At 71.9% G+C, this 24,576-nt stretch carries 20 protein-coding genes, 1 tRNA gene and 3 pseudogenes; 11 read left to right on the forward strand and 13 right to left on the reverse strand.

All coding sequences use genetic code 11. The annotated features are described in order from the left end of the window. Positions 1 to 106: 106 nt before the first annotated feature. Positions 107 to 175: pseudogene (locus ABZS71_RS16810) on the forward strand (hypothetical protein); the annotation flags it as partial. 127 nt (positions 176 to 302) lie between these two features. On the opposite strand, the gene ABZS71_RS16815 reads toward ABZS71_RS16810, so the two are convergent. After that, positions 303 to 1,568, reverse strand: coding sequence for an APC family permease (locus ABZS71_RS16815; RefSeq protein ID WP_356210786.1), 1,266 nt, complete (start codon positions 1,566 to 1,568; stop codon positions 303 to 305). A gap of 84 nt (positions 1,569 to 1,652) precedes the next feature. Further along, positions 1,653 to 1,737, reverse strand: a tRNA-Leu gene (locus ABZS71_RS16820). Between the two features lie 243 nt (positions 1,738 to 1,980). Between ABZS71_RS16820 and ABZS71_RS16825 the strand changes: the two genes are divergently transcribed. After that, positions 1,981 to 3,318, forward strand: coding sequence for a M20/M25/M40 family metallo-hydrolase (locus ABZS71_RS16825; protein WP_356210788.1), 1,338 nt, complete (start codon positions 1,981 to 1,983; stop codon positions 3,316 to 3,318). A 347-nt stretch (positions 3,319 to 3,665) separates the two neighbouring features. Next, the gene (locus ABZS71_RS16830; protein WP_356210791.1) at positions 3,666 to 4,538 is read left to right on the forward strand and encodes a chaplin family protein; all 873 of its coding nucleotides are present in this window, start codon (positions 3,666 to 3,668) and stop codon (positions 4,536 to 4,538) included. An 88-nt stretch (positions 4,539 to 4,626) separates the two neighbouring features. On the opposite strand, the gene ABZS71_RS16835 is transcribed toward ABZS71_RS16830, so the two are convergent. Continuing rightward, a complete protein-coding gene (locus ABZS71_RS16835; protein ID WP_355844238.1) occupies positions 4,627 to 4,815 on the reverse strand; it encodes a DUF5703 family protein in 189 nt (62 codons plus the stop codon). A 47-nt stretch (positions 4,816 to 4,862) separates the two neighbouring features. On the opposite strand from ABZS71_RS16835, the gene ABZS71_RS16840 reads away from it, so the two are divergent. Further along, positions 4,863 to 5,534: a hypothetical protein gene (locus ABZS71_RS16840; RefSeq protein ID WP_356210793.1), complete on the forward strand. Its 672-nt coding sequence runs from the start codon at positions 4,863 to 4,865 to the stop codon at positions 5,532 to 5,534. 153 nt (positions 5,535 to 5,687) lie between these two features. Here the strand turns inward: ABZS71_RS16840 and ABZS71_RS16845 are convergent, their stop codons facing one another. Continuing rightward, positions 5,688 to 8,333, reverse strand: coding sequence for a helix-hairpin-helix domain-containing protein (locus ABZS71_RS16845; RefSeq protein WP_356210796.1), 2,646 nt, complete (start codon positions 8,331 to 8,333; stop codon positions 5,688 to 5,690). Then, a complete protein-coding gene (locus ABZS71_RS16850) occupies positions 8,330 to 9,310 on the reverse strand; it encodes an aldo/keto reductase (RefSeq protein ID WP_355844232.1) in 981 nt (326 codons plus the stop codon). The genes ABZS71_RS16845 and ABZS71_RS16850 overlap by 4 nt, the downstream gene beginning before the upstream one ends. 126 nt (positions 9,311 to 9,436) lie before the next feature. Here ABZS71_RS16850 and ABZS71_RS16855 point away from each other — a divergent pair, with 126 nt between their 5' ends. Then, the gene (locus tag ABZS71_RS16855; protein WP_355844230.1) at positions 9,437 to 10,486 is read left to right on the forward strand and encodes an LLM class F420-dependent oxidoreductase; all 1,050 of its coding nucleotides are present in this window, start codon (positions 9,437 to 9,439) and stop codon (positions 10,484 to 10,486) included. Positions 10,487 to 10,747: 261 nt separating this feature from the next. Beyond that, complete coding sequence (locus ABZS71_RS16860; RefSeq protein ID WP_356210799.1) at positions 10,748 to 11,545, forward strand: ferritin-like domain-containing protein; 798 nt, start codon at positions 10,748 to 10,750, stop codon at positions 11,543 to 11,545. Between the two features lie 34 nt (positions 11,546 to 11,579). Here ABZS71_RS16860 and corA read toward each other — a convergent pair whose 3' ends face one another. Then, positions 11,580 to 12,572, reverse strand: coding sequence for a magnesium/cobalt transporter CorA (gene corA / locus ABZS71_RS16865; RefSeq protein WP_355844224.1), 993 nt, complete (start codon positions 12,570 to 12,572; stop codon positions 11,580 to 11,582). A gap of 98 nt (positions 12,573 to 12,670) precedes the next feature. Between corA and ABZS71_RS16870 the strand changes: the two genes are divergently transcribed. From ABZS71_RS16870 to mshC, 4 genes are all read left to right on the forward strand, one after another. Beyond that, positions 12,671 to 13,366, forward strand: coding sequence for a histidine phosphatase family protein (locus ABZS71_RS16870; protein ID WP_355844221.1), 696 nt, complete (start codon positions 12,671 to 12,673; stop codon positions 13,364 to 13,366). Between the two features lie 139 nt (positions 13,367 to 13,505). Beyond that, positions 13,506 to 14,096: a DUF3090 domain-containing protein gene (locus ABZS71_RS16875; RefSeq protein WP_355844218.1), complete on the forward strand. Its 591-nt coding sequence runs from the start codon at positions 13,506 to 13,508 to the stop codon at positions 14,094 to 14,096. Next, complete coding sequence (locus tag ABZS71_RS16880; protein ID WP_356210801.1) at positions 14,060 to 14,932, forward strand: SCO1664 family protein; 873 nt, start codon at positions 14,060 to 14,062, stop codon at positions 14,930 to 14,932. The genes ABZS71_RS16875 and ABZS71_RS16880 overlap by 37 nt, the downstream gene beginning before the upstream one ends. 132 nt (positions 14,933 to 15,064) lie before the next feature. Then, on the forward strand, positions 15,065 to 16,294 hold the full coding sequence (gene mshC, locus ABZS71_RS16885) for a cysteine--1-D-myo-inosityl 2-amino-2-deoxy-alpha-D-glucopyranoside ligase (RefSeq protein WP_356210804.1): 1,230 nt from the start codon (positions 15,065 to 15,067) through the stop codon (positions 16,292 to 16,294). Between the two features lie 209 nt (positions 16,295 to 16,503). Here the strand turns inward: mshC and ABZS71_RS16890 are convergent, their stop codons facing one another. Further along, positions 16,504 to 17,598, reverse strand: coding sequence for a PAC2 family protein (locus ABZS71_RS16890; protein WP_356210806.1), 1,095 nt, complete (start codon positions 17,596 to 17,598; stop codon positions 16,504 to 16,506). A gap of 216 nt (positions 17,599 to 17,814) precedes the next feature. On the opposite strand from ABZS71_RS16890, the pseudogene ABZS71_RS16895 reads away from it, so the two are divergent. Further along, positions 17,815 to 18,490: pseudogene (locus tag ABZS71_RS16895) on the forward strand (fuconate dehydratase); the annotation flags it as partial. An 89-nt stretch (positions 18,491 to 18,579) separates the two neighbouring features. Here the strand turns inward: ABZS71_RS16895 and ABZS71_RS16900 are convergent. The 6 genes and pseudogenes from ABZS71_RS16900 to ABZS71_RS16925 form a co-directional block, all read right to left on the reverse strand. Further along, positions 18,580 to 19,251, reverse strand: a complete 672-nt coding sequence (locus ABZS71_RS16900; protein WP_355844205.1) for a FadR/GntR family transcriptional regulator — start codon at positions 19,249 to 19,251, stop codon at positions 18,580 to 18,582. A gap of 117 nt (positions 19,252 to 19,368) precedes the next feature. After that, positions 19,369 to 19,839, reverse strand: a complete 471-nt coding sequence (locus ABZS71_RS16905) for a hypothetical protein (protein ID WP_356210809.1) — start codon at positions 19,837 to 19,839, stop codon at positions 19,369 to 19,371. 341 nt (positions 19,840 to 20,180) lie between these two features. Then, positions 20,181 to 20,370 (reverse strand): annotated as a pseudogene (locus tag ABZS71_RS16910) (LLM class flavin-dependent oxidoreductase); the annotation flags it as partial. Between the two features lie 170 nt (positions 20,371 to 20,540). Then, positions 20,541 to 22,151 carry a glycerol-3-phosphate dehydrogenase/oxidase gene (locus ABZS71_RS16915; protein ID WP_356210811.1) on the reverse strand — a complete coding sequence of 537 codons (1,611 nt, stop codon included), beginning with the start codon at positions 22,149 to 22,151 and terminating at the stop codon, positions 20,541 to 20,543. Positions 22,152 to 22,154: 3 nt separating this feature from the next. Next, positions 22,155 to 23,702 (reverse strand): glycerol kinase GlpK, encoded by a 1,548-nt coding sequence (gene glpK, locus ABZS71_RS16920; RefSeq protein WP_355844196.1) that lies wholly within the window; start codon positions 23,700 to 23,702, stop codon positions 22,155 to 22,157. Positions 23,703 to 23,738: 36 nt separating this feature from the next. Next, positions 23,739 to 24,533 (reverse strand): MIP/aquaporin family protein, encoded by a 795-nt coding sequence (locus ABZS71_RS16925; protein ID WP_355844193.1) that lies wholly within the window; start codon positions 24,531 to 24,533, stop codon positions 23,739 to 23,741. Between the last annotated feature and the right edge of the window lie 43 nt (positions 24,534 to 24,576).

Consider the following 24,576-nt stretch of genomic DNA (forward strand, 5'->3'; position numbering starts at 1 on the left):
GGAACTCGCCGGGAACGCCCGGCTGCTGGACATCGTGCGCTCACTGCGCGCAGTTCCCGGCTGTACGGCCTCAGGACGTTGACCGAAGGCAGCGCGCTACTCCGCATACGAGCACGCCGAACTCCTGGACCTCATCGAGGCGGGCGACGCAGACGGCGCGGAGGACCTCATGCGACGCCATATCGGCCATGTCCGAGGCATCTGGGCCGAGGAGAACGCCCCGGACCCCGACCTCGGCCGCCCCTGGCGCCGGTGGTTGCCCTGGCCTGGCCCGTCCATGGCGTCCATGGCCGGACGACGGGTCAGGCGCGGGTGGCCGCCTTGCGCAGGCCGTAGACGCCGACGCCGAGCACGAGCACCGCGGCTCCCCACAGGACCGAGACCAGCGGCAGGGCGAAGGCCAGGGCCAGACAGCCGACCGTGCCGAGCACGGGCACGATCCGGGCAGGGCCTCCTTCGGCGGGGGTCAGCGTCCACGCGGAGATGTTGGCGATGGCGTAGTAGGTCAGCACACCGAAGGAGGAGAAGCCGATCGCGCCCCGCACATCGGCCGTGGCGGCGAGGATGGCGACGATCGCGCCGACCGCCAGTTCGGCACGGTGCGGGACCTGGAAGCGCGGGTGGACGGCGGCCAGGGCGTGCGGGAGGTGGCGGTCGCGGGCCATGGCCAGCGTGGTGCGCGAGACCCCGAGGATCAGCGCGAGCAGCGAGCCCAGCGCCGCGACAGCCGCACCGACGCGCACGACGGGGACAAGGCCCGGGACGCCGGCGGCCCGGACCGCGTCGGCGAGCGGCGCGGCGGCGTGGGCGAGGCGATCGGGGCCGAGCACGGACAACACGGCCACGGCGACGGCCGCGTAGACGACCAGCGTGATGCCCAGGGCGAGGGGGATCGCGCGGGGGATGGTGCGCTTCGGGTCGCGGACCTCCTCGCCGAGGGTGGCGATGCGGGCGTAGCCGGCGAAGGCGAAGAACAGCAGCCCGGCAGCGCGCAGCACCCCGCCGAAGCCGGCGTCGGCGCCGGTCTCCAGGCGGGTGGCCTCGGCGGTGCCGCCGGTCAGACAGGCGGTGACCGCGGCGGCGAGGACCGCCAGGACGACCGCGACGATCGCCCGGGTGAGCCAGGCGGACTTCCGCACGCCGACGTAGTTCACCGCCGTCAGCGCCACCACGGAGGCGACCGCGACCAGGTGCGCCTGGCCGGGCCACACGTAGGAGCCCACGGTCAGCGCCATCGCCGCGCAGGAGGCGGTCTTGCCGACCACGAAGCCCCAGCCGGCCAGGTAGCCCCAGAAGGGGCCGAGCCGCTCGCGGCCGTAGACATAGGTGCCGCCGGACCGCGGGTAGCGGGCGGCCAGGCGCGCGGAGGAGGTGGCGTTGCAGTACGCCACCACCGCGGCCAGGGCGAGGCCCGGCAGCAGCCCGGATCCGGCCGCCGCCGCGGCGGGCGCGAGGGCGGCGAAGACCCCCGCGCCGATCATCGACCCGAGCCCGATCACCACGGCGTCGAAGACGCCCAGGTGCCGCTTCAGCTCCCCGGTTTCGGCAGATGCCGCCGACCCACCCATCGCTCACCCCTCGACCGGGCGCACGGAAAACACAGATGGTGCCAGCCGATAATCGACCAGCACCATCTCTTTGCGGAGTAAACGTGTCCGAGGGGGGACTTGAACCCCCACGCCCGATAAAGGGCACTAGCACCTCAAGCTAGCGCGTCTGCCATTCCGCCACCCGGACCAGGTGTCTGCCGTTCGGCCCGCGGCCGTTCCGACGTGGAAAACCATAGCAAACATCCGGGCGTGCTCGATCACGCGCGGTTGCCCGGCCAAGGGCGGGCCGGGGGAGGGCTGTGTGACGGGGGCATGGCGACGACATGACCGCCTTGGGCTGGGCGGGCGGGCGCGGGAGGATGGCGGAGGACCCCGTCGCGGTCCGGCCCGCTCATGGGCGCTCCGCGGCAGCGAACGACGAGGAGGCAGCGTGAGTGAGTCGCTATCGGACGCCGCGACGACCGGCACGGTCAGGGGCGAGGACGAGGTGGTCGACCTCTGCCGCGACCTGATCCGGATCGACACCAGTAACTATGGCGATCACTCCGGGCCCGGCGAGCGCGCGGCGGCCGAGTACGTGGCCGAGAAGCTCGCCGAGGTGGGGCTCGAGCCGAAGATCTTCGAGTCCCACAAGGGCCGGGCGTCCACGGTGGCGCGGATCGAGGGCGAGGATCCGTCCCGTCCGGCGCTGCTCATTCACGGCCACACCGACGTCGTACCGGCCAACGCCGAGGACTGGACCCATCACCCCTTCTCCGGCGAGATCGTGGACGACTGCGTCTGGGGCCGGGGCGCGGTGGACATGAAGGACATGGACGCGATGACGCTCGCGGTCGTGCGGGAGCGGCTGCGCACCGGCCGCAAGCCCCCGCGCGACATCGTGCTGGCCTTCCTCGCCGACGAGGAGGCGGGCGGGGTGTACGGGGCGCGGCACCTGGTCAATGAGCACCCCGAGCTCTTCGAGGGCGTGACGGAGGCGATCGGCGAGGTCGGCGGCTTCTCGTTCACCGTGAACGAGGATCTGCGGCTCTATCTGATCGAGACCGCCCAGAAGGGCATGCACTGGATGCGGCTCACGGTGGACGGCACCGCGGGCCACGGTTCGATGACCAACAACGACAACGCCATCACGGAGCTGGCGGAGGCGGTCGGACGGCTCGGGCGGCACAAGTTCCCGGTCCGGGTGACCAAGACCGTACGGTCCTTCCTGGACGAGCTGTCCGACGCGCTCGGCACCCCGCTCGACCCCGAGGACATGGACGAGACGCTCGCCAAGCTCGGTGGCATCGCGAAGATCATCGGGGCCACCCTGCAGAACACCGCCGCCCCGACCATGCTCGGCGCCGGCTACAAGGTCAATGTGATCCCGGGGCAGGCGACGGCCCATGTGGACGGGCGCTTCCTGCCGGGGTTCGAGGACGAGTTCCTCGCCGACCTCGACCGCATCCTCGGCCCGCGGGTGAAGCGCGAGGACGTGCACGCGGACAAGGCGCTGGAGACCAGCTTCGACGGGGCGCTGGTGGACGCGATGCAGTCGGCGCTGAAGGCCGAGGACCCGATCGCCCGCGCCGTGCCGTACTGCCTCTCGGGCGGTACGGACGCGAAGTCCTTCGACGACCTCGGCATCCGCTGCTTCGGCTTCGCACCGCTTCGGCTGCCCCCGGAGCTGGACTTCGCCGGGATGTTCCACGGGGTCGACGAGCGGGTGCCGGTGGACGGGCTGAAGTTCGGCGTCAGGGTGCTGGACCGGTTCCTGGACGCGTGCTGAAGGCGCGCCGAGGAGGTAAACCGATCGGCCTAATCGATCACACATACCGAAGGAACCAAAAAGGGTGAATGGTGTCGTAGCTTGATAGCTTGATTGCTCCTTCCTCGTTACATGGGGTGTGCGGCCCGTGACAGGGCCGCGATGCCGAGAAGGGGGTGGGTGCTGTGCCCCGCCCTCGGCAACTACCGCATCGATCACGTGACGTTGGGTCACGGTCCATCGGGATGTGATCCCGGGCGGTCTCGGAGCGTGCGCCACGCACTCCGGGGGTGCCCGGGCATGGGGGTGCGGGCGGTTCCGCCCGCACGCGTTCCGGTTCAGGACGGAAGGCAGGGGAGCAGAAAGTTATGCGACAGGTTGCGAAAAAGGGCCTGATCACCGTAGCGGCGGCGAGCGGCGTGCTGGCCGTGACCGGCGGCTACGCCCATGCGAGCTCGGGGGCCGACGGCGGCGCCGCGTACTCGCCGGGGATCGTGTCGGGCAACTCCATCCAGGCCCCGGTGCATGTCCCGGTGAACCTGTGCGGAAACACGGTGAGCGTCATCGGGCTGTTCAACGGCGCCGGCGGAGGCCAGTGCGGCGACCGGTCCGGCGGCGGCTCGGGCGGCTCGGGTGGTTCCCAGGCGGGCGGCTCCCAGGCCCAGGGAAGCACTCATGATTCGGCCGGAATCGGCTCCGGCAACAATGTCCAGGCCCCGGTCGACGTTCCGGTCAATGTGTGCGGGAACAACATCGGCGTGGCCGCCCTCGGCAACAGCAGCGGCGGCGACTGCGGTCAGCTGGTCCCGGCCGTCCCGGACAACCCGGGCGAGCCCAATGAGCCGGGGGAGCCGAACAACCCCGGTCAGCCCGAGAATCCGGGTCAGCCCGAAAACCCGGGACAGCCCGGGAACCCCGGCCAGCCCAATAACCCGGGCCAGCCCGAGAACCCCGGTCAGCCGGACAACCCGGGCCAGCCGAACAACCCCGGCACCCCCAGCAACCCCGGGCACAACAACCCCGGCGGTCACACGGACCAGCCCGGCTCGCACCACCACGGGCAGCAGTCCGGAGCCCATGGCGTCGACCCGTCCGCGAACCTCGGGGGCTCCCACGCTCCGGGCACCGAGCAGCTGGCCCACACCGGAGCCGGTCCCGTTGAGCTGGCCATCCCGGCCGCCGCGGGCATGCTGCTCGCGGGCACAGTGCTCTACCGTCGCGCCCGCGCCGTGCGGCGCTGACCCACACCGCACCGCACACGCCGTGTGACTGTGGCGTCACTCCCGGCGGGCCCCGCCGTGCGCGGGGCCCGCTCGCCGTCCCGGCGGTCTACCAGGTCGCCCGAAGCTGGCGGATGATCCGGCGGCGCAAGCGCACTCGGCGACTGCCGTCGGGGTTGAGTCTCAGTCGGTCCAACTCCCAGTGCCCGTACTCGGCATGGTCGGTGAGCAGGCGGGTAGTGGCCTTGCGGGAAACCCCGCGCGGCACGTACACGTCATAGAATTCGTATTCCGGCATCGCATCTATTGTGCGGGAACTGCCCTGCTACGGATAGCGTCTGCACTATGTCTGATGCTGCCCAGCCATCCGCTGCCGAGGTACGCGCCGCTGCCGAAGCGGTGAAAGCCGCACTGGATCGTCACCTCGACGCTGTCGAACGCCGGTCGGGGGAAGGCGACCCGGCCGTCTACGCCGCGTTCAACGAACTGGCCGCGGCAGCCGAGGTCTACGACGAGCTGCTCTACGACGCCTACGACGAGGTGACGCCCTTTGAGATCCCTGGCGACGACAACCTCCCCGCGTACGCCGGACCCGAGGAGCCGAGCGCGCTGAGCGTGCTCATCCGCAGGGACTACGCGATCGTCGAACCGCAGCGGCTGCTCTCGCAGGCCCAGCGGATCGCCGAGCTGGATCCGGACGTGGAGACAGGGAACGGCCGCCCGGGCGGCCCCGCCGCCGGCGAGAGCGTGCACGCCGCCCTCGGGGTGCTCTTCGGGGAGTTCGAGCCGGATGAGATCGCCTCCCGGCACAAGGAGTTCGGCCTGGAGGAGGGCGACTCCACCCTGTGGGTGACCGCCGCCGACGAGCCCGCCGAACCGGGGGAGTGGCTCGCCGCCCCCTTCGATCAGGCGGATCCGCAGCTGGTGCTGTGCCGCTTCGATGTGAGCTCGGTCTTCGACGAGGGGCTCGACGAGGAGGACGAGGACGATCTGGAGGTCCTCGAACCCGGCACCTGAGGGCCGGGGCCCAGGGTGCCCTCGCGGAGATGCCTGATCTGAGTCAAGCATCTCCGCACGGTTACTCTGCGCGGCCGAGCCAGGCGGGGTCCGTCCGGGGCCCGGCCGCCCACCGGCCGGGGTACGGCGATGGCGTGGAGCCGGGCCCCACCCTCACCCGGTGGCCGGGGCCTGTGTCTGGAGCAGGGTCCGCAGCCGGGTGGTGCGGTCCAGATACGGAACCTCCGCCACCGCCCGCGGCAGCGCCCCCTCGGCGCCGTGCACCACGGACAGATGGCGCTCACCGCGGCTGAAGGCGGTGTAGACCCAGGCCCGGGTCAGCCCCGCCGCCGCGTCGCCCGGCAGGACCACGACGGCCGCGGGCCAGCGCATCCCGGCCGCCTGGTGCGCGGTGAGAGCCCAGCCGTGCCGTACCAGGCCGCCGACCTCCTCCCGCGGCACCACCATGGGCGCACCCGCGCAGTCCAGCCGCAGCCCCTCGGCGTCCGCCGAGACCACGGTGCCCGGCACCGTACGGCCCGGGGCCGGGGTGTACGCCACGCGGTCGCCCGGGTCGAACCCGCCGAACCGGCCGGGGCCGGGGTTCAGCCGGTTCTTCAGGGTGGTGTTCAGCGCACGGGTCCCGGCGGCGCCGCCATGGCCCGGCGTGATCACCTGCGTCTGCTCCGACGGCACGCCGATCGCGCGCGGCACCGAGTCGGCGACCAGCTGCACGGTACGGTGCACCGCCTCGCCCGCGTCGCGCGCGGGCACGATCACGACCTCCTTGCCGGGCGCCTCGACCTGATGCAGCTCGCCGATCCCGATCCCCGAGACCAGCTCGCCGATCGGACCCGGGTCGGGGGTGCGGGAGACGACGTGCGGGCAGCGGCGGGCGGCCACCAGATCCGCGAAGACCCGCCCGGGGCCGGCCGACCACAGCACCCCGGGGTCGCCGCTGAGCACCAGCCGGGCGCCGTCCGGCAGCGACTCGACGAGCACCGCCGCCGTCTCCACATCGAGCTGCGGCGCGTCCAGCACGGCGAGCAGATCGAGGGCCAGCGCCCCCTCCTCGTCGCGCCCCGGCCCTTCGGCGCCGGACAGCAGCCCGGCGACGGTCACGGCCGCCGGGGTCCCGTCGGGGCCGGTGGTTTCGAGCGTCGCGGCCAGCCGCCGCCTGCCGTCCTCGCTGTGCGCGGCGGCGTACGCCCGCAGGCCCAGCGCCCGCGCGGCGGCGACCAGCGCCGCCGGTTCGGCGCGCGCCGCCTCGCCGCCGCTGTGCGTGACCAGGCCGTGGGCCGCGACGGTGCGGATGAGCTCGGCGGCGGAGGAGGTCGGCGCACCGGCGGCGGCGCTCTCCCAGTCGGGCGCGCCCGTCTCGCCGCCCGTCACGGCATCCGTCTCGGCGAAGGTGGCGGCAAGCCGGGCGAGACCGTCGGCCAGGCTCTCCTCCGCGAGTGCGTAGCGGTCCAGCCCCAGCAGCACCCGGACCGGCTGCTCGGCGTCCGCGTCGTCGCTCTCCGCCGTGGCACGGGCGCCGCCGGGCGCGTCCAGCGCGTCCTGGAAGACCAGCACCCCACCGTCCGCGATCGCGCTGCGCAGCGCCTCGTCCGGGTCGGGCACGCCCACCTTGGCGAGCGCGGCGCGCAGCGCGGCGGACTCCAGCGCGGTGTGCCCCTCCAGGGCGGCGCGCTCCAGCAGCCAGCCCGTGAGCGCCTGTGAGCGGCGCTCGTCGCCGGGGTCACAGGCCGGGCCGAGCAGGGCACGGGCGAATCCGTCGGCCTGGTCATGGCGTACGCCCGGCACGGCGAGGAGCTGCCAGGGATTCTCGCGCAACGCCTCGGCCGCGCGCTCGCCGAGGGCCTCCACGACCGGCCCGGCCAGGCTCTCGGGGGCCCCGCCCGCCGCGAGCACCTGCCGGACGTCGCCCAGGTCGATGGCCTCGCGGCCCGGCCGGACCGGGACCTCTCTTCGGGGTGGCTGCTCACGCACCGGCGCGGCCGGGGCGACGGGCGCGGCGGGAGCCGCCGCACGGCGCGCCGGGGCGGTGTCGTTGAAGAACGACGCGGCCGGCCGCTCCCCGCTCTCCACGGCCCGCACAGCGGCGGCCAACGCCTCAGCGGCAGCGGACCGCCCCTTCCCCTGCGAGCCCTCGCTCTTCGAGGGCTCCGCCCCTCCCGGGGCAGCGTCGTCCGGCGCGCCGTCCGTAGCCACCTCGGCCCGGATGCCCTGGGCAGCCGCCCCGCCGGGGGCGTCCGCCCCGGCCCCGGCCGCGGGCGCGCCGGCCGTGGCCTGCTCGGCCGCGGCGGGCTGGTCGCCTGGCGCGGAGTCCGGGGGCGTCGTGCCCCCGGGGCTCCGGGGCTCTGTCTCCGGGGCGGCCTGGGCGGTGGCTTCCTGCCCGGAAGCCCGAGCGGGGGTGTCCGCGTCGGCCCCGGCCGCGGGCGCGCCGGCCGTGGCCTGCTCGGTCGCGGCGGGCTCGCCGCCCGGCGTGCGCTCCGAGGGCGTCGCGCCCCCAGGATCCTGGGGCTCCGCCCCCGGGTCGGCCTGGGCGGTGGCTTCCTGCCCGGAAGCGCCGGGCGTGGTGGCCTGCGCGGCTGCGGGGTCCGGGGCCGCTGGGGGCCCGGCGTCCTGGGGCTCCGCCTCCGCGGGGGTGCCCTCCTTGGCCCCCGCCGAGGGCGCGCCGGAAGCGGACGGCTGCTCGGCCGCGGCCCCGGCGCCTTTCCGGGCCGCCCCCGGGGCGGGGTCCGGGGGCGTCGTGCCCCCGGGGCTCTGGGGCTCCGCCCCCTGGGCGGCCTCGCCGGCGAGGCGGTCGGTCGTCACAGCGTGCTCCAGTCCTGATCGGGATAGCGGTGCACGGGCGCCGACACATCGTCGAGCGCCTGGCAGATCTCGTCCGGAAGACTAAGGCTCTCCACCGACAACGCGGCCCTCAGCTGCTGCGCGTTGCGCGCGCCGACGATCGGCGCGGTGACGCCCGGCCGGTCGCGGACCCAGGCGAGGGCCACATGCAGCGCGGTGGTGGCCAGGCCGTCGGCGGCTATGGCGACCGCCTCGACGATCCGGCTCGCCTCCTCGTCGAGGTACGGGGCGACGAAGGCGGCGAGCTCGGAGGCGCCGCGCGAGTCGGAAGGGGTCATATGGCGGTACTTGCCGGTGAGCACGCCGCGGCCCAGCGGCGAGGACGGCAGCAGCCCGAGGCCCAGATCGAGGGCGGCGGGCAGCACCTCCCGCTCCACACCGCGCTGGAGCAGCGAGTACTCCATCTGTGTGCTGGCGAGCGGGGTGTGCGTACCGGAGGAGGCCAGCTGCCAGGTGGCGGCCTTGGCGAGCTGCCAGCCGCAGAAGTTGGACACCCCCACATAGCGGGTCCGACCGCTGCTGACCGCGAGGTCGAGCGCCTGCAGGGTCTCCTCGAGCGGGGTGCCGGGGTCGAAGGCGTGCACCTGCCACAGGTCGACATAATCGGTGCCCAGCCGCTCCAACGAGGCGTCCAGCGCGGCCAGCAGATGGCCGCGCGAGCCGTCGAAGCGGCGGTCCGGGTCGGGGACGCTGCCCGCCTTGGTGGCGATCTGCAGATCGCGCCGCGGCACCAGCCCCTCCAGCAGCTGGCCCAGGAGGTATTCGGCGCCGCCGTCCGCGTACACATCCGCGGTGTCGACCAGCGTCCCGCCCGCCTCCCAGAACGCCTTGAGCTGATCCGCGGCGTCGTGTTCGTCGGTGTCCCGCCCCCAGGTGAGCGTGCCGAGCCCGAGCCGGGATACGCGCAGGCCCGTGCGGCCGAGGTGCCTTAGGTCCATGAACGTGAGATTACTGGCCGGAAAGCGGCCCGTGGGAGCCTGTGGATAACCCACCCCTGACGCAGCGCGGCCTCGCGCGCTAGAGTCCCCGGAACAGCGACGTTACTGATCAGTAAGGGGTGCGGTATGAGGCTCGGCATCAACCTCGGCTACTGGGGCGCCGGAATGGACGCGGACAACCTCGCGGTCGCCCGCGAGGCCGACCGGCTCGGCTATGCCGTCTGCTGGGCCGCCGAGGCGTACGGCTCGGATGCCGCCACCGTGCTCTCGTGGGTCGCCGCCCAGACCGAGCACATCGACGTCGGCTCCGCCATCTTCCAGATCCCGGCCCGTACGCCGACGATGACGGCGATGACCGCCGCCACTCTCGACACCCTCTCCGGCGGCCGCTTCCGGCTCGGGCTCGGCGTCTCGGGGCCGCAGGTGTCGGAGGGCTGGTACGGGGTGCGGTTCGACAAGCCGCTGGCCCGCACCCGTGAGTACGTGGAGATCATCCGCAAGGCGATGTCGCGCGAGCGGCTGACGCACGACGGTGACAACTGGACGCTGCCGCTGCCCGGCGGCCCCGGCAAGCCCCTCAAGCTCACCGTGCACCCGGTGCGCGAGTACATCCCGCTGTACATCGCGGCCATCGGCCCGAAGAACCTGGAGCAGACCGGCGAGATCGCCGACGGCGCGCTGGTCCTGTTCTACGCCCCCGAGCACGCCGAGGCGACCACCCTGAGCGCGCTGCGCGCGGGCCGCGCGAAGGTGGGCAAGGACCTCGAGGGCTTTGACGTCGTGCCCACCGTCCCCATGGCCCTCGGCGACGACGTGCGCGCCCTCGCCGACAACTTCCGCCCGTACACCGCGCTCTATGTGGGCGGTATGGGCAGCGCGAAGCAGAACTTCTACAACAAGCTCGCGCAGCGCATGGGGTACGAGAAGGAGGCTGCCGAGATCCAGGAGAAGTACCTGTCCGGGGACAAGGAGGGCGCGGCCGCCGCTGTCCCCCATGACCTGATCGACTCCACCGCGCTGCTCGGCCCCGTCGAGCGCATCGCCGACCGTATGCAGGCGTACGCCGAGGCCGGGGTCACCACCCTGTCGCTCACCCCCGCGGGCTTCACGCTGGAGGAGCGGCTGGCCGGGCTGCGGGCCGGTGTCGAGGCGCTGGAGCGGGCCGGGCTCGCGTAAAGCCGCCACCGAGGCAAAGCCGCCACCAAGTACAGCCGCCACCAAGGCCGCGAAGGAAGTCCTGCGGCCGTGGTGGGGGCTCGGGGGTCTTCCCCGCCACGGCCGTCATCCAGCACAACGCCTTGGGCGCCCCGGGGTTACGCGGGCGCTGCGCCCGGCGGATTCCCCCGTCCGGCCGAGTCCGGCGCCCCAGCTGTTGCCGCTCCGCGCCTCCGGCATTTGACTTTTTCTGCACGAATGTCGTGCACGGAGGAGGCAGTGATGCTCTCGGCGAAGCGCGTCTTCCAGGAGATCCTCGACAACGACGAGTCGTTTCAGCTCTTCTGCTCCATCGCGGCCAGTGGCGAGGCCCAGGGAGGTTGGGAGAACGGCAGGATCGCCGCCCTCGTGCCCGGCAGGCAGCGCGCCCTCGCGCCAAAGATCACCCGTCATGGCGCGGACGAGGACAAACACGGCCGGATCTTCAACGCCCTGCTCCACAAGCGCGGCCTGGAGCCGCTGGAGGTCCCGCGCGAGACCGACTACACGATGCTGCTGGAGGCGCGCGGCATCGGCCTCGCCCATGAGAAGCTGTGCCGCGATGAGCCGCTGACCGAGCAGGACATCGTCGTCTACCTCGCGCACAGCAGGGTCACCGAACAGCGCGCCTCCGCGCAGATGACGATGTTGCGCAAGTACTTCGGCGACCATCCGGACCTCGGCCGCGCGGTCGCGATGATCTCCGATGACGAGGACAACCATCTCGCCTACTGCCATGAGGAGCTGCTGCGCCTGGCCGCCGCCGGGTACGGCCGGACCATCCAGCGCGCCCTGCGCGAGAGCGCGCTCGTCGAAATGGACGTCTATAAGGACGTCAGCCTCGCCGTGATGGCCCATATGGGGCGCATTCTGGGCTGGTCGAACGCGAAGGGCGGGGTGCTGGCGGCGGGGATCCACGCCCGGTACGCGTATGAGCGGCTGGGCGGCTGGCGGCGCATGGTGTCGCTGCGGATGCCCGAGCGACGGAACGCGCTGGGCGGCCCCGCGACGGCCGCGCCCGAGGCGCCCGAGTTCGTCTGACCGCCGCTGTTCACCGCCCGCCGCGAACGTCCGGTCAGAGCCAGCCGCGGCGCTTGAACCAGCGGTACAGCAGAAAGATCACTGTGGCCATGAGCCCGACCGCCCCCGGGTAGCCCCAGGGCTGCCTCAGCTCGGGCATATGGTCGAAGTTCATCCCGTAGATGCCGGCGATCATCGTTGGCACCGCGGCCATCGCCGCCCACGCCGAGATCTTCCGCATGTCGTCGTTCTGCCGCACGCCCATCTGCGCGAGATGGGCGCCGAGGATGTCCGACAGCAGCCGGTCCAGCCCCTCCACATGCTCGTTCACCCGGGTCAGATGGTCGCTGACATCGCGGAAGAACGGCCGCGACCCCGCATGTACGAAGGGCACCCCGGCGCCCGCGAGCCGCTCCATCGGCTCTGCCAACGGGCCCGCCGACCGACGGAAGTCAAGGACCTCGCGCTTGAAGGAGTAGATCCGCCCCGCGGTGTTCTGCCCGGCGGTGCCGTCCGGTGCGAACACCTCCGTCTCCAGCTCGTCCAGGTCTTCGTGCAGCGCGTCCGCGACGTCCAGATATCGGTCCACGACCGCGTCGGAGACCGCGTACATCACGGCCGTCGGCCCCTGCTGCAGCACCTCGGGGGCCTGCTCCAGTCGCTCGCGCACCGTGCCGAGCGGATTGGCCTCGCCGTGCCGGACGGTCACGACGAAGGAGTCACCGACGAACACCATCAGCTCACCCGCGGTGACGGTGCCCGTCTTGTCGTCGTACTGGACCGGCTTGAGGACCAGGAACAGCGAGTCGTCATACACCTCCAGCTTGGGCCGCTGGTGGGCGGTCAGCGCGTCCTCGACGGCCAGCGGGTGCAGCCCGAACTCGCTGGTCACGAGCTCGAACTCCTTCTCCGTCGGCTCATGCAGACCGATCCACAAAAAGGCGTCCCCGGTCGCACGCGCCTGGTCGAGGGCGTCGGAGAAGTCGGCGGGCCCCTCGGTGCGGCGCCCGTCCCGGTAGATGGCACAATCCACGATCACGCCGGGCATTCTGCCTGCTCGGGCGCCGAAACGCACAGGGGGGACCGGCTCCGGGATCGCTACGCACCCCCGCTGATCGGCACCGGGGTGGTCGTAGGGTGGCAGACATGCCCATGCTGATCCTCGTCCGGCACGGCCGGTCCACCGCCAATACCGCGGGCGTCCTCGCGGGCTGGACACCCGGTGTCGCCCTCGACGAGCGCGGCGCCGCCCAGGCCGCGGCGCTGCCCGGCCGGCTGGCGCGGCTGCCGCTCGCCGCCGTCGTCACCAGCCCGCTGCAGCGCTGCCAGGAGACGCTGGCCCCGCTGCTCGCCGCCCGCCCCGAGCTGCCCGTGCACACCGAGGAGCGGATCGGGGAGTGCCACTACGGCGAGTGGTCGGGCCGCAAGCTCGCCGAACTTGCCGATGAACCGCTGATGAACGTCGTCCAGCAGCATCCGTCCGCCGCCGCCTTCCCGGGCGGCGAGTCCATGCGGGCCATGCAGGCGCGCGCGGTCGACGCGGTACGCGACTGGAACGCCCGGATCGAGGAGCGGCACGGAGCCGACGCGGTCTATCTGATGTGCTCGCACGGCGACATCATCAAATCGCTTGTCGCGGACGCCCTCGGCCTGCACCTCGATCTCTTCCAGCGGATCTCGGCCGAGCCCTGCTCGGTCACCGCGATCCGCTACACCTCGCTCCGTCCCTTCCTCGTGCGGCTCGGGGACACCGGTGACTTCGCGGGGCTGGCCCCGCGCGAGGACACCCCCGCGGACCGGGGCGGGGACGCGGCGGTGGGCGGCGACGCGGGAGCACCGTGATCTCCGTGCGCAGTAGGGTGGTGCCGCACCGCCGCGACGTGCCGTGACGGCCGTGACCGGCCAGTCGTGACACCCAGCAGTCAGCAGTCAGCAGCCAGCAGTCAATCAGCCGAGCAGTCGAACCAAATGGAGCAGGACGTTGTCCCGTCAGGTCTTCCTCTATGACCCACCGGACCGTTTCGTCGCCGGTACGGTCGGGTTGCCTGGCCGCCGTACCTTTTTCCTGCAGGCGTCCGCGGGTGGCCGGACCACCAGCGTCGCGCTGGAGAAGACGCAGGTCGCCGCGTTGGCCGAGCGGATAGACGAACTGCTCGACGAGGTGGTGCGGCGCACCGGCGGAAACGCCCCGGTCCCCGCCGTCGCACCGTCCGAACTCACCGACACCGCGCCGCTGGAAGCCCCCGTGGAGGAGGAGTTCCGGGTCGGCACCATGGCGCTCGCCTGGGACGGCGAGGAACAGCGCATGATCGTGGAGGCGCAGGCGCTCGTCGAGCTGGAGGCCGAGTCCGAGGAGGACCTGGCCGAGGCCGAGGAGCGGCTGCTGCAGGACGATGTGAACGGGCCGCCCATGCTGCGGGTGCGGCTCAGCGGGACCCAGGCGCGCGCCTTCGCCAAGCGCGCCCTGGAGGTCGTCAACGCAGGCCGTCCGCCCTGCCCGCTGTGCAGCCTGCCACTCGACCCGGAGGGACACGTATGTCCGCGCCAGAACGGATACCGCCGCGGAGCGTGACGCCCCCGGCCCCGTCAGAGCTGCTGGCCCTGGGCGAGCTGACGGTGCGCGGCCGGGTCCGGGAGGCGTCCAACGCGGTGCTGTACTGCACGGTGGAGTACGAGGGCCACAGCGCTCCGTGCGTCTACAAGCCGGTGGCCGGGGAGCGCCCGCTGTGGGACTTCCCGGACGGCACGCTCGCCCAGCGCGAGGTCGCGGCGTACGAGATCTCCGAGGCGACCGGCTGGGGCCTGGTTCCGCCCACCGTGCTGCGGGACGGACCGTACGGGCAGGGGATGTGCCAGCTGTGGGTCGAGGTGGCCACGGACGGACACGGCGACGGGTCCGGGGACGGCAGCGGGGAGATCGAGGGCCCGGAGCTGCTCGCGCTCGTCGAGGCCGATGAGCCGGGCCCCGGCTGGAAGGCGGTGGGCTTCGCCGAGGTCGGCGAGGGCCGTACCGCGCTGCTGGTGCACGCCGACGACGTACGGCTGCGCCGGCTGGCCGTACTCGACGCGGTGATCAACAACGGCGACCGCAAGGGCGGGCATCTGCTGCCCGCGGGCGGCGGCCGGCTCTATGCGATTGATCACGGCGTGACCTTCAATGCCGACGACAAGCTGCGCACACTGCTGTGGGGCTGGGCCGGGGAGCCGCTGCCGCACGATGTGCTGGAGGTGCTGGGCCGGTTGGCGGATCAGCTGGCCGACGGCGGGCCGCTCAGCGCCCGGCTGGCGGAACTGATCACCGAGGCCGAGATCGTGGCGCTGCGGGCCCGTGTGGCCACGCTGCTGCGGACCAAGGCGCACCCCGAGCCCAGCGGTCAGTGGCCCGCCATCCCCTGGCCGCCGGTCTGAGCGGACGAACCGGACGAACGGGCCGGCGAGCGGGGACGAAGCAGTTCACGAGCGTTTGCGCAAGACCGCCTATCCGGCCAACAGCACTGGTCCGGTTCGTATCCGGAACTGGCATCCGGTTACGCTCATTGCATGTATGCCTGGCCCGCTTCTGAGGTTCCCGCCCTGCCCGGCAGTGGCCGGGACCTGAGGATTCACGACACCGCGACCGGGGGGCCGATCACCATCGTCCCCGGCCCCGTCGCCCGCATCTACGTCTGCGGTATCACCCCGTACGACGCCACCCACTTGGGTCATGCGGCGACCTACAACGCGTTCGACCTCGTTCAGCGCGTGTGGCTCGACACCAAGCGGCAGGTGCACTACGTCCAGAACGTCACCGATATCGACGATCCACTGCTGGAGCGGGCCGTGGCGAACGGGGACGACTGGACGGCCCTCGCCGAGCGCGAGACCGCCCTCTTCCGCGAGGACATGACGGCCCTGCGGATGCTTCCCCCGCGCCACTACATCGGCGCCGTCGAGTCGATACCGGGCATCGTGCCGCTCGTCGAGCGGCTGCGCGACCTGGGCGCCGCCTATGAGCTCGAGGGCGACGTCTACTTCTCCGTGGAATCCGACCCCTCCTTCGGATCGGTCAGCCGGCTCGACGCCGAGGCCATGCGGCTGCTGTCCGCCGAGCGCGGCGGCGACCCGGAGCGCCCCGGCAAGAAGAACCCCCTCGACCCGATGCTCTGGGTCGCCGCCCGCGAGGGCGAGCCGAGTTGGGACGGCGGGTCGCTCGGCCCCGGCCGCCCCGGCTGGCACATCGAGTGTGTGGCCATCGCCCTCGACCATCTCGGCATGGGCTTCGATGTGCAGGGCGGCGGATCCGATCTCGCCTTCCCGCACCATGAGATGGGCGCCTCGCACGCCCAGGTGCTCACCGGCGAGCGGCCGTTCGCGCAGTCGTATGTGCACGCGGGGATGGTCGCCCTCCACGGCGAGAAGATGTCCAAGTCCAAGGGCAACCTGGTCTTCGTCTCCACGCTCCGCCGAGACGGAGTGGACCCGGCGGCCATCCGGCTCGCGCTGCTGGCCCACCACTACCGCGAGGACTGGGAGTGGACGGACGAGGTGCTCCGGGAGGCCGAGGAGCGGCTCGGCCGCTGGCGCGCCGCCGTCTCCCGGCCGGACGGGCCGTCCGCCGACGCGCTCCTCGAGGAGATCCGCGAGGCTCTGGCGGACGACCTCGACGCCCCGGCCGCCCTGGCCGCCGTCGACCGCTGGGCCGCCGCGCAGGCGTCCGCCGGCGGTACGGACGAGGGGGCGCCCGGTCTGGTGTCGCGCGCCGTGGACGCGCTGCTCGGCGTCGCGCTGTAATTTTTTCGGGCTCGGTTCGCCTCCGGGGCGCTCCAGCCGCTTATGGGAGCCCGACGGGCCTCCGCGCGCTCTCCCTTTCGACAGTGGCGCGCCCCTTCGGCTCGCCCCCAGCTACCGCTGGGAGGTGCCCCCAGCCAGGCAAGGACGGCGGGCCCGCACCGGAGGATTCCGGTGCGGGCCCGCCGTCGTGCTGTTCCGCTGCGCCGTGGCTACTGGTCGGGGCCGGACCCCTCGTCCCCGTCGCCGCCCCGGTCCGTATCGCCCCGGTCCGCGCCGCCTTCGTCTCCGTCGGCGCCCTCGGAGTCGTCCTTGGCCACGTCGTCCTTGGGGGACGGCTTGCGCGGCCGCGTATGACCGCTGGTCGAGTCCCGCAGATACGAGGCGCCCGGCCCGGCTGTACCGCCCTCCCGGCCGTCCGCGACGCCGCCCGTCTCGGTCGCGTGGCCGCCCGGTCCCGGCTGGCCGTCGCGCCGCCGCAGATAGCGCTCGAACTCGCGGGCGATGGCCTCGCCCGACGCCTCCGGCAGCTCGGCGGTGTCGCGCGCTTCCTCCAACGACTGGACGTACTCGGCGACTTCGCTGTCCTCGGCGGCCAGTTGGTCCACGCCCAGCTGCCAGGCGCGCGCGTCCTCGGTGAGGTCGCCGAGCGGGATGCGCACGCCGATCAGATCCTCGAGCCGGTTGAGCATCGCCAGGGTGGCCTTCGGGTTCGGCGGCTGCGAGACGTAGTGCGGCACGGCCGCCCACAGGCTCACCGCCGGGACCCCGGCGTGGGTGCAGGCCTCCTGAAGGATCCCGACGATGCCGGTCGGGCCCTCGTAGCGGGTTTCCTCCAGATCGAGGCTGCGGGCCAGGTCCGGATCGGAGGTGACCCCGCTGACCGGCACCGGCCGGGTGTGCGGGGTGTCGCCGAGCAGCGCGCCGAGGACGACGACCATCTCCACGCCCAACTCATGGGCGTAGCCGAGGATCTCGTTGCAGAACGACCGCCAGCGCATGCTCGGCTCGATGCCGCGCACCAGCACGAGATCGCGGGACTTCTCCCCGTTCTCCACCCGGACCACGGAGAGCCGGGTGGTCGGCCAGGTGATCTTGCGGATCCCGCCCTCCAGCGCCACGGTGGGCCGGTTGACCTGGAAGTCGTAGTAGTCCTCCGCGTCGAGCGCGGCGAAGACCTCCCCCTTCCACTCCCGGTCCAGGTGCCCGACCGCGGTGGAGGCGGCGTCTCCGGCGTCGTTCCAGCCCTCGAAGGCACAGATCATGACCGGGTCGATCAGCTCGGGAACCCCCTCAAGCTCGATCACCCAGCGCCTCCTTCCGACCGGGGCGGACGGGTCGGTACCGCCGCCGGCTGCAGTTCCATTGCGTGCGTCCCAAGCCTACGGCTTCCAGGGTCTCCCGCCGCAGCCCCGTACAGGAGCGCGGAGAGATTCATCCGACCTGTCTCCCGTAAATTCCCATGTGTCTCTGGACGAGGCCGTATGGGCGGCGCTATACATCGGATCATCGCGAAAGGTCCGATGTTCTCTTGTGCATCGTTCAGGGAGCCCTCATTGAGTCTGCGTCCGACCGTCACCGAGCTCGAGGTCCACGACATCCGGTTTCCCACCCAGGAGCAGCACGACGGCTCGGACGCGGTGAACCCGGATCCCGACTACTCCGCGGCCTACGTGGTGCTGCGTACGAACGCGGCGGACGGAGCGGCGGCCGAGGGGCACGGCTTCGTCTTCACGATCGGCCGCGGCAATGACGTCACCGCGACCGCCATCCGCGCCCTGCGCCCCCATGTGGGGCCGCCCCGCCCCCTCGCGGCCGACGGGCTCGCCGCGCCGCACCGCGATCTGACTCACGATTCGCAGCTGCGCCGGCTCGGCCCGGAGAAGGGTGTCATGCATATGGCGGCCGGGTTGGTGGTCAACACCGCCTGGGACCTCGCCGCCCGGCACGCCGCCAAGCCGCTGTGCCAGTTCCTCGCCGAGATGATGCCCGAAGAGCTGGTCGAGCTCGTCGACTTCCGCTATCTCACCGACGCCCTCACCCGCGACGAGGCCCTCGCCATCCTGCGCGCCGCCGAGCCCGGCCGCGCCGAGCCCGGCCGCGCGGCTGCGCGAGCGGGGCTATCCCGCCCACACCACCTCGCCCGGCTGGCTCGGCAACTCCGACGAGAAGATGATCACGGCCCTGGCGGAGCGGGCCACCCCGCATCTCTCGGAGGACGAGCGCGCCGCCGTCTTCGGCGTCAAGGCGGCCCGCGCCTACGGCCCGGGCGGCTGAGCCCACCGTCCTCACAGCGTGGAGCGCAGCCACTGCTCCACGCTCGCGATGTGCACCGTCGCCCACGACCGCGCCGCCTCCGCGTCGCGGTCCCGCAGCGCGCTCAGGATCGCCCGGTGCTCATGGAGGGTGCGGCTGACCGCGTCCTCCTGGGTCAGACCGCGCCAGACGCGGGCCCGGGTGGTGGGTCCTGAGAGCCCGTCGAGCAGCGAGCAGAGCACCGAATTGCCCGACGACTGGACGATGCCGCGGTGGAATTCCAGATCGCAGGCGACCAACTCCTCCACCGACGGCTCCTGTCCGAGCGCGTCCAGCTGGGCGCTCAGCGCGTCGAGCTCGGCGTCGCTGATCCGGGTGCAGGCCAGCGCCGTGGCCGCCGGTTCCAGGATCCGCCGCACCGCCAGGAACTCCAGCACCGTGTCGTCGCGGTGGAAGTCGACGACGAAGTTCAGCGCCTCCAGCAACAGCTGAGGGCAGAGGCTGGTGACATACGTACCGTCGCCCTGTCGCACGTCCAGGATCCGGATCAGCGACAGTGCCCGCACGGCCTCGCGCAGCGAGTTGCGGGACAGGCCGAGATCGGCGGCCAGTTCGCTCTCCTTGGGGAGCCGGTCACCCGGGCGCAGCGCGCCCGAGACGATCATGCCCTTGATTTTCTCGATCGCCTCGTCGGTGACCGCCATTGGTGGACCTCCCCGGGTCAAACATCCGATCTATGGGTCCATTATGGCGTACGCCCGCGGACCGGCGGCGTCTGCCGGGGACGCCACCGGTCCGCTTGCGCTGTCAGCGAGGGGAGGTCAGAAGGTGAACGGTCCCGGGGACTGGGCCGAGGTGGCGGTGCAGTCCACCGTGATCAGGCCGAAGACCACGAGCTTCAGCGACGTGGCCTCCAGTACGTCGCCCGCGGCGACCGTGCCCGTGAGCGGGCCGGTGCTCACATCGGAGCCGGACGGGATGGCCGGGTTGGAGCTGCCGGTGAACGTCGTGGTGTCCGAGCCGTTCTTCGACAGGGTCAGCGTCGAGTTCACCGAGCCCGCCGGAATGTCGATCGGTGCCTTGATCGCCGACGAGGACAGGGTGATCGTCGCTGAGGTGCCGTCCTGCGTGGCCACCAGCGTCGCCCGGCCGGAGCCGAAGGTCCCGCAGTCGGCCGTCAGGGTCGCGGTCGTGGGCGTGACCGCGGTCGCCGTCGGCGCCAGGGTGAGCGCGCCGGTGGCCAGTGCCGCCGCTCCCAGTGCCGTGCCGATCCCGAGCTTGATACGTCTCATGGGACTGCCTTCCGGAGTGGGGGAAGTGCGCTGATGTGGAAGTCTTTTCTGACTGCCCGTCACAGTGGGCGATGCCATTGATGCGCGTGCCACCGAAGAAGGCAAGAGCGATCCCGCGAATTTTTCACCTCAGGAGTCAGGCGGTGCTCCCATGCGCAACTCCCCACTGAAACAATGGAGTTCGCCGGTCAGGTCCACAGCGTGGTGGGCGCCTCCCGGCGGACCACCGGGGCGATCTCCTCGGCGAACCGCTCCAGCGTCTCGATCTGCCGGGCGCTGCTCAGTCCGATCCCGTCGACCGTGACCGACTGCGGGTCGTGCCGGTAGACCTTGTGGGAGCCGTCGAGCGTGGCGTAGTCCTCGGCGACCCGCACCGGGTCCAGGACCGCCACGTCGGTCACGCCGGTCAGCAGCCTGATCCGGGACGTTACGCGCCGCGAGCGCCCCCAGCACCACCGTCGGGCTGGAGGCCGGAAACGGCCCCGCTTGGTGCTCGCCGACCGCATAGGCGTCGAACCCGAGCCGCTCGGCGGCCACCCCGGTCTCCGCCGGCAGCGCGGCATGGACCTGCTCTTTCCGGCCGTAACGGGGGACGAGCAGGCGGTCGCGGTGAGGGACGGGGCGGTGATGAGGGCGGCCGGGGGAGAAGAACGTTGTCTCTCACCCGGCCGCCCGGACCCGTAAGCGGCCTGAGGGGAGTATCAGGCGCGCTTGGCCAGCAGGTCCTCGACCCGGCTCCGGACGTCGTCGGAGTCCAGGCCACGGATCGTCAGGGTGGTACGGCGGCGCAGCACATCGTCCGCCGTCTGCGCCCACTCGTGGTCCCGGGCGTAGACGACCTGCGCCCAGATCTCCGGGGCGTCCGGGTGGATCCGCTCGGCGAGCGCGGCGTCGCCGCTCGCCAGCCGGGCGATGTCGAAGGAGAGCGAGCCGTAGTGCGTCGCCAGATGGCGCGCGGTGTCGGCGGCCATCCGCGGCCCCGGCGTACCGCCGTCGACGAGCAGCCGGTGCTCGACGGCGTGCGGGTTGGCGAGACCGGGCAGCGGCATGTGCTTGGGGAGCAGCTTGACCGGCTCCATGTCGTCCGCGAGCGGACGGCCCGGCAGCTGGGCGAGCTTGTTCATGACGGTGCGGCCGATGTGGCGGAAGGTGGTCCACTTGCCGCCCGCTATGGAGAGCATGCCGCCCGTGCCCTCGGTGACGACGGTCTCCCGCTTGGCCTTGGCGGTGTCGCCGGGGCCGCCGGGCAGCACCCTCAGACCCGCGAAGGAGTAGGTGATCAGATCGCGGGAGAGCTGCTGGTCGCGGATGGAGAAGGCCGCCTCGTCCAGGATCTGGGTGATGTCCTTGTCGTTGACCGCGACCTCGGCCGGGTCGCCCTCGAACTCCTCGTCGGTGGTGCCCAGCAGCAGCATGTCCTCCCAGGGGAGGGCGAAGGTGATGCGGTACTTGTCGATCGGGGTGGCCAGCGCCGCCTTCCAGGGGGCGGTGCGCTTGAGGACGAGATGCGCGCCCTTGGAGAGCCGGATCGACGGCGCCGCGTTCGGGTCCTCCATCCGGCGCAGGTGGTCCACCCAGGGGCCGGTGGCGTTGAGCACCAGACGGGCGTCAACGCCGAACTCGATGCCGTCGGTGCGGTCCTTGAGCTCGGCGCCGGTCACCCGGCCGTCGGTCTTGCGCAATCCGATGACCTCGGCGTGGTTGAGGACGGTGGCGCCCGCCTCGGCCGCCGCCCGGACCGTCATCAGGGCCATGCGGCTGTCGTTCATCTGGCCGTCGCCGTAGACCGCGACCGCCTTGAGACCCTCGGTGCGCAGCTCCGGAACATCGCGCGCGGCCTTCTCCGCACTGATGACATGGCCGACCCCGTCGCGGAACGCGGAGAGCGCGGAGTAGGCGAAGACGCCCGCGCCGAGCTTGGCCGCACCGTGCGGACCGCCCTTGTAGACCGGCAAGTAGAAGGTGAGCGGGTTGGACAGATGCGGGGCGACGCTGCGGGAGACCGCGCGCCGCTCGAAGTGGTTCTCGGCGACCAGCTTGACCGCGCCGGTCTGGAGGTAGCGCAGGCCGCCGTGGAGCAGCTTGGAGGAGGCGGAGGAGGTGGCGCCGGCGAAATCGCCGGCGTCCACCATGGCTACCCGCAGCCCGGACTGCGCGGCGTGCCAGGCAGTGGTGATGCCCAGGATGCCGCCACCGATCACCAGGAGGTCATACGTTGCCTTGGACAGCTGCTCCCGGGTTTCGGCGCGGCTCGGGTTCGAACCGGCGGTCGGGTGCGTTCCGAGGGACGGAACGCTCTGCAGGGTGGTCATTGATTACTCCTCGTCCTCGATCCAGCCCATGGTCCGCTGCACGGCCTTGAGCCAGTTCTTGTACTCGCGGTCGCGAACGTCCGCGTCCATACGGGGGGTCCATTCCGCGGCCCGGCGCCAGTTGGCGCGCAGGGTTTCGGTGTCCGGCCAGAAGCCGACGGCCAGGCCGGCGGCGTAGGCGGCGCCGAGGCAGGTGGTCTCGGCGACCATCGGGCGCACCACGGGTGCGTCGAGGGCGTCCGAGAGGGTCTGCATCAGCAGGTTGTTGGAGGTCATCCCGCCGTCGACCTTGAGCGCGGTGAGCTCGACACCGGAGTCCTTGGTCATCGCGTCGACGATCTCGCGGGTCTGCCAGGCGGTGGCCTCGAGCACCGCGCGGGCGATGTGCGCCTTGGTGACATAGCGGGTCAGACCCGCGATGACCCCGCGCGCGTCATCCCGCCAGTACGGGGCGAACAGGCCCGAGAAGGCGGGCACGAAGTACGCGCCGCCGTTGTCGTCCACCGAGCTGGCGAGGGTCTCGATCTCGGCGGCGCTGTTGATCAGGCCCATCTGGTCGCGCATCCACTGCACCAGCGAACCGGTGACGGCGATCGAGCCTTCCAGGGCGTAGACCGGCTTCGCCTCGCCGATCCGGTAGCCGACGGTGGTCAGCAGGCCGTTGTAGGAGTTGACCGGCTTGTCGCCGGTGTTCATCAGCAGGAAGGTGCCGGTGCCGTACGTCGACTTGGCCTCGCCCTCGGAGAAGCAGGTCTGGCCGAACAGGGCCGCCTGCTGGTCGCCGAGCGCGGAGGCCACCGGCACGCCCGCGAGGACGCCGTCGGCGGTCCGTCCGTACACCTCGGCGGAGGAGCGGATCTTCGGCAGCACCGCGGCCGGGATCTGCATCGAGGAGAGGATCTTCTCGTCCCAGTCGAGGGTGTGCAGGTTCATCAGCATGGTGCGGGAGGCGTTGGTGACGTCGGTGACGTGCACACCGCCGTTGACGCCGCCGGTCAGGTTCCAGATGACCCAGGAGTCCATCGTGCCGAAGAGGATGTCGCCCGACTCGGCGCGCTCGTGCAGCCCCTCGACGTTGTCGAGCAGCCAGCGGATCTTCGGGCCCGCGAAGTAGGAGGCCAGCGGGAGGCCGGTCTCGCGGCGGAAGCGGTCCTGGCCGACGTTGCGGCCGAGCTCGCGACAGAGGGCGTCGGTGCGGGTGTCCTGCCAGACGAGGGCGTTGTGCACCGGTTCACCGGTGTTCTTGTCCCACAGCAGGGTGGTCTCGCGCTGGTTGGTGATGCCGATCGCCTTGACGTCGGCGGAGGTGATCCCCGCCTTGGTGATGGCGCCGGTCACGACTTCCTGGACGTTCTCCCAGATCTCGGTCGCGTTGTGTTCGACCCAGCCCGGCTTGGGGAAGATCTGCTCGTGCTCCTTCTGGTCCACGGCGACGATGCGGCCGTCGCGGTCGAAGACGATGCAGCGGCTGGAGGTGGTGCCCTGGTCGATCGCCGCGATGAACGGCCCGTGGCCGTGCGAGGAGGCGCTCGTGGTGTGGGTGTCGGTCATATTCTGCTGCTCTCCTGCGAGTCGTGGGAGTGGGGGCTAGGCGAAGGCGATCTCGTAGATACCGCCGGCGATGGCTCCGCCGATGAGCGGGCCGACGACGGGGATCCACGCGTAGCCCCAGTCCGAGCCGCCCTTGTTGGGCAGCGGCAGGAGGGCATGGGCGATGCGCGGGCCCAGGTCACGAGCCGGGTTGATGGCGTATCCGGTCGGGCCGCCGAGTGAGAGGCCGATGCCGACCACGACGAACGAGGTGATCAGGATGCCGATGACGCCCAGGCCCTTGCCGTCGCCGTTGAGGCCCTGGGTGAGGATGGCGAGCACCAGCACGATGGTGGCGATGATCTCGGTGGCCAGGTTCTGCGCCACGTTCCGGATCTCGGGGCCGGTGGAGAAGACGCCGAGGACCGGACCGGCGCCGGTGGCCTTCTGCTTGCCCACGACCGCCGTGTCCTGCGCACCGGGACCGCCGACGATCTCGCGGTCGGTGAGATGCGCCTGGAAGTGACCCAGATAGGCGACCCAGACCAGGGTCGCGCCGATGATGGCGCCGAGCATCTGGCCGAGGATGTAGACGGGTACATCACTCCACTCGGTGCCGCCCTCGATCGCGAGGCCGAGGGTCACCGCCGGGTTGAGATGCGCCCCGGAGAGCGGCGCCGAAATGTATGCGCCGGTCAGCACGGCGAAACCCCACCCGAGGGTGATGGCGACCCACCCCGCGCCGAACGCCTTGGATTGCTTCAAGACCACGCCGGCGACGACACCACCGCCGAGCAGAATGAGTACGGCGGTACCGATGGTCTCGCCGATGAAGATGTCGGAGCTTGACACCCGCGACTCCTTTGTCCTTCGTCCAGGGGAAGGCGAACCCCCG

This window comes from Streptomyces sp. NPDC005393 (assembly GCF_040606675.1).
Taxonomy (GTDB): domain Bacteria; phylum Actinomycetota; class Actinomycetes; order Streptomycetales; family Streptomycetaceae; genus Streptomyces.

Excerpts from the sequence above, each read along its gene's own strand:
- ABZS71_RS16815 (WP_356210786.1), bottom strand. The coding sequence starts at position 1,568 with ATGGGTGGGTCGGCGGCATCTGCCGAAACCGGGGAGCTGAAGCGGCAC.
- ABZS71_RS16830 (WP_356210791.1), top strand. The coding sequence starts at position 3,666 with ATGCGACAGGTTGCGAAAAAGGGCCTGATCACCGTAGCGGCGGCGAGC.
- ABZS71_RS16835 (WP_355844238.1), bottom strand. The coding sequence starts at position 4,815 with ATGCCGGAATACGAATTCTATGACGTGTACGTGCCGCGCGGGGTTTCC.
- ABZS71_RS16840 (WP_356210793.1), top strand. The coding sequence starts at position 4,863 with ATGTCTGATGCTGCCCAGCCATCCGCTGCCGAGGTACGCGCCGCTGCC.
- ABZS71_RS16850 (WP_355844232.1), bottom strand. The coding sequence starts at position 9,310 with ATGGACCTAAGGCACCTCGGCCGCACGGGCCTGCGCGTATCCCGGCTC.
- ABZS71_RS16855 (WP_355844230.1), top strand. The coding sequence starts at position 9,437 with ATGAGGCTCGGCATCAACCTCGGCTACTGGGGCGCCGGAATGGACGCG.
- ABZS71_RS16860 (WP_356210799.1), top strand. The coding sequence starts at position 10,748 with ATGCTCTCGGCGAAGCGCGTCTTCCAGGAGATCCTCGACAACGACGAG.
- corA (WP_355844224.1), bottom strand. The coding sequence starts at position 12,572 with ATGCCCGGCGTGATCGTGGATTGTGCCATCTACCGGGACGGGCGCCGC.
- ABZS71_RS16870 (WP_355844221.1), top strand. The coding sequence starts at position 12,671 with ATGCCCATGCTGATCCTCGTCCGGCACGGCCGGTCCACCGCCAATACC.
- ABZS71_RS16880 (WP_356210801.1), top strand. The coding sequence starts at position 14,060 with ATGTCCGCGCCAGAACGGATACCGCCGCGGAGCGTGACGCCCCCGGCC.
- mshC (WP_356210804.1), top strand. The coding sequence starts at position 15,065 with ATGTATGCCTGGCCCGCTTCTGAGGTTCCCGCCCTGCCCGGCAGTGGC.
- ABZS71_RS16900 (WP_355844205.1), bottom strand. The coding sequence starts at position 19,251 with ATGGCGGTCACCGACGAGGCGATCGAGAAAATCAAGGGCATGATCGTC.
- ABZS71_RS16905 (WP_356210809.1), bottom strand. The coding sequence starts at position 19,839 with ATGAGACGTATCAAGCTCGGGATCGGCACGGCACTGGGAGCGGCGGCA.
- ABZS71_RS16915 (WP_356210811.1), bottom strand. The coding sequence starts at position 22,151 with ATGACCACCCTGCAGAGCGTTCCGTCCCTCGGAACGCACCCGACCGCC.
- glpK (WP_355844196.1), bottom strand. The coding sequence starts at position 23,702 with ATGACCGACACCCACACCACGAGCGCCTCCTCGCACGGCCACGGGCCG.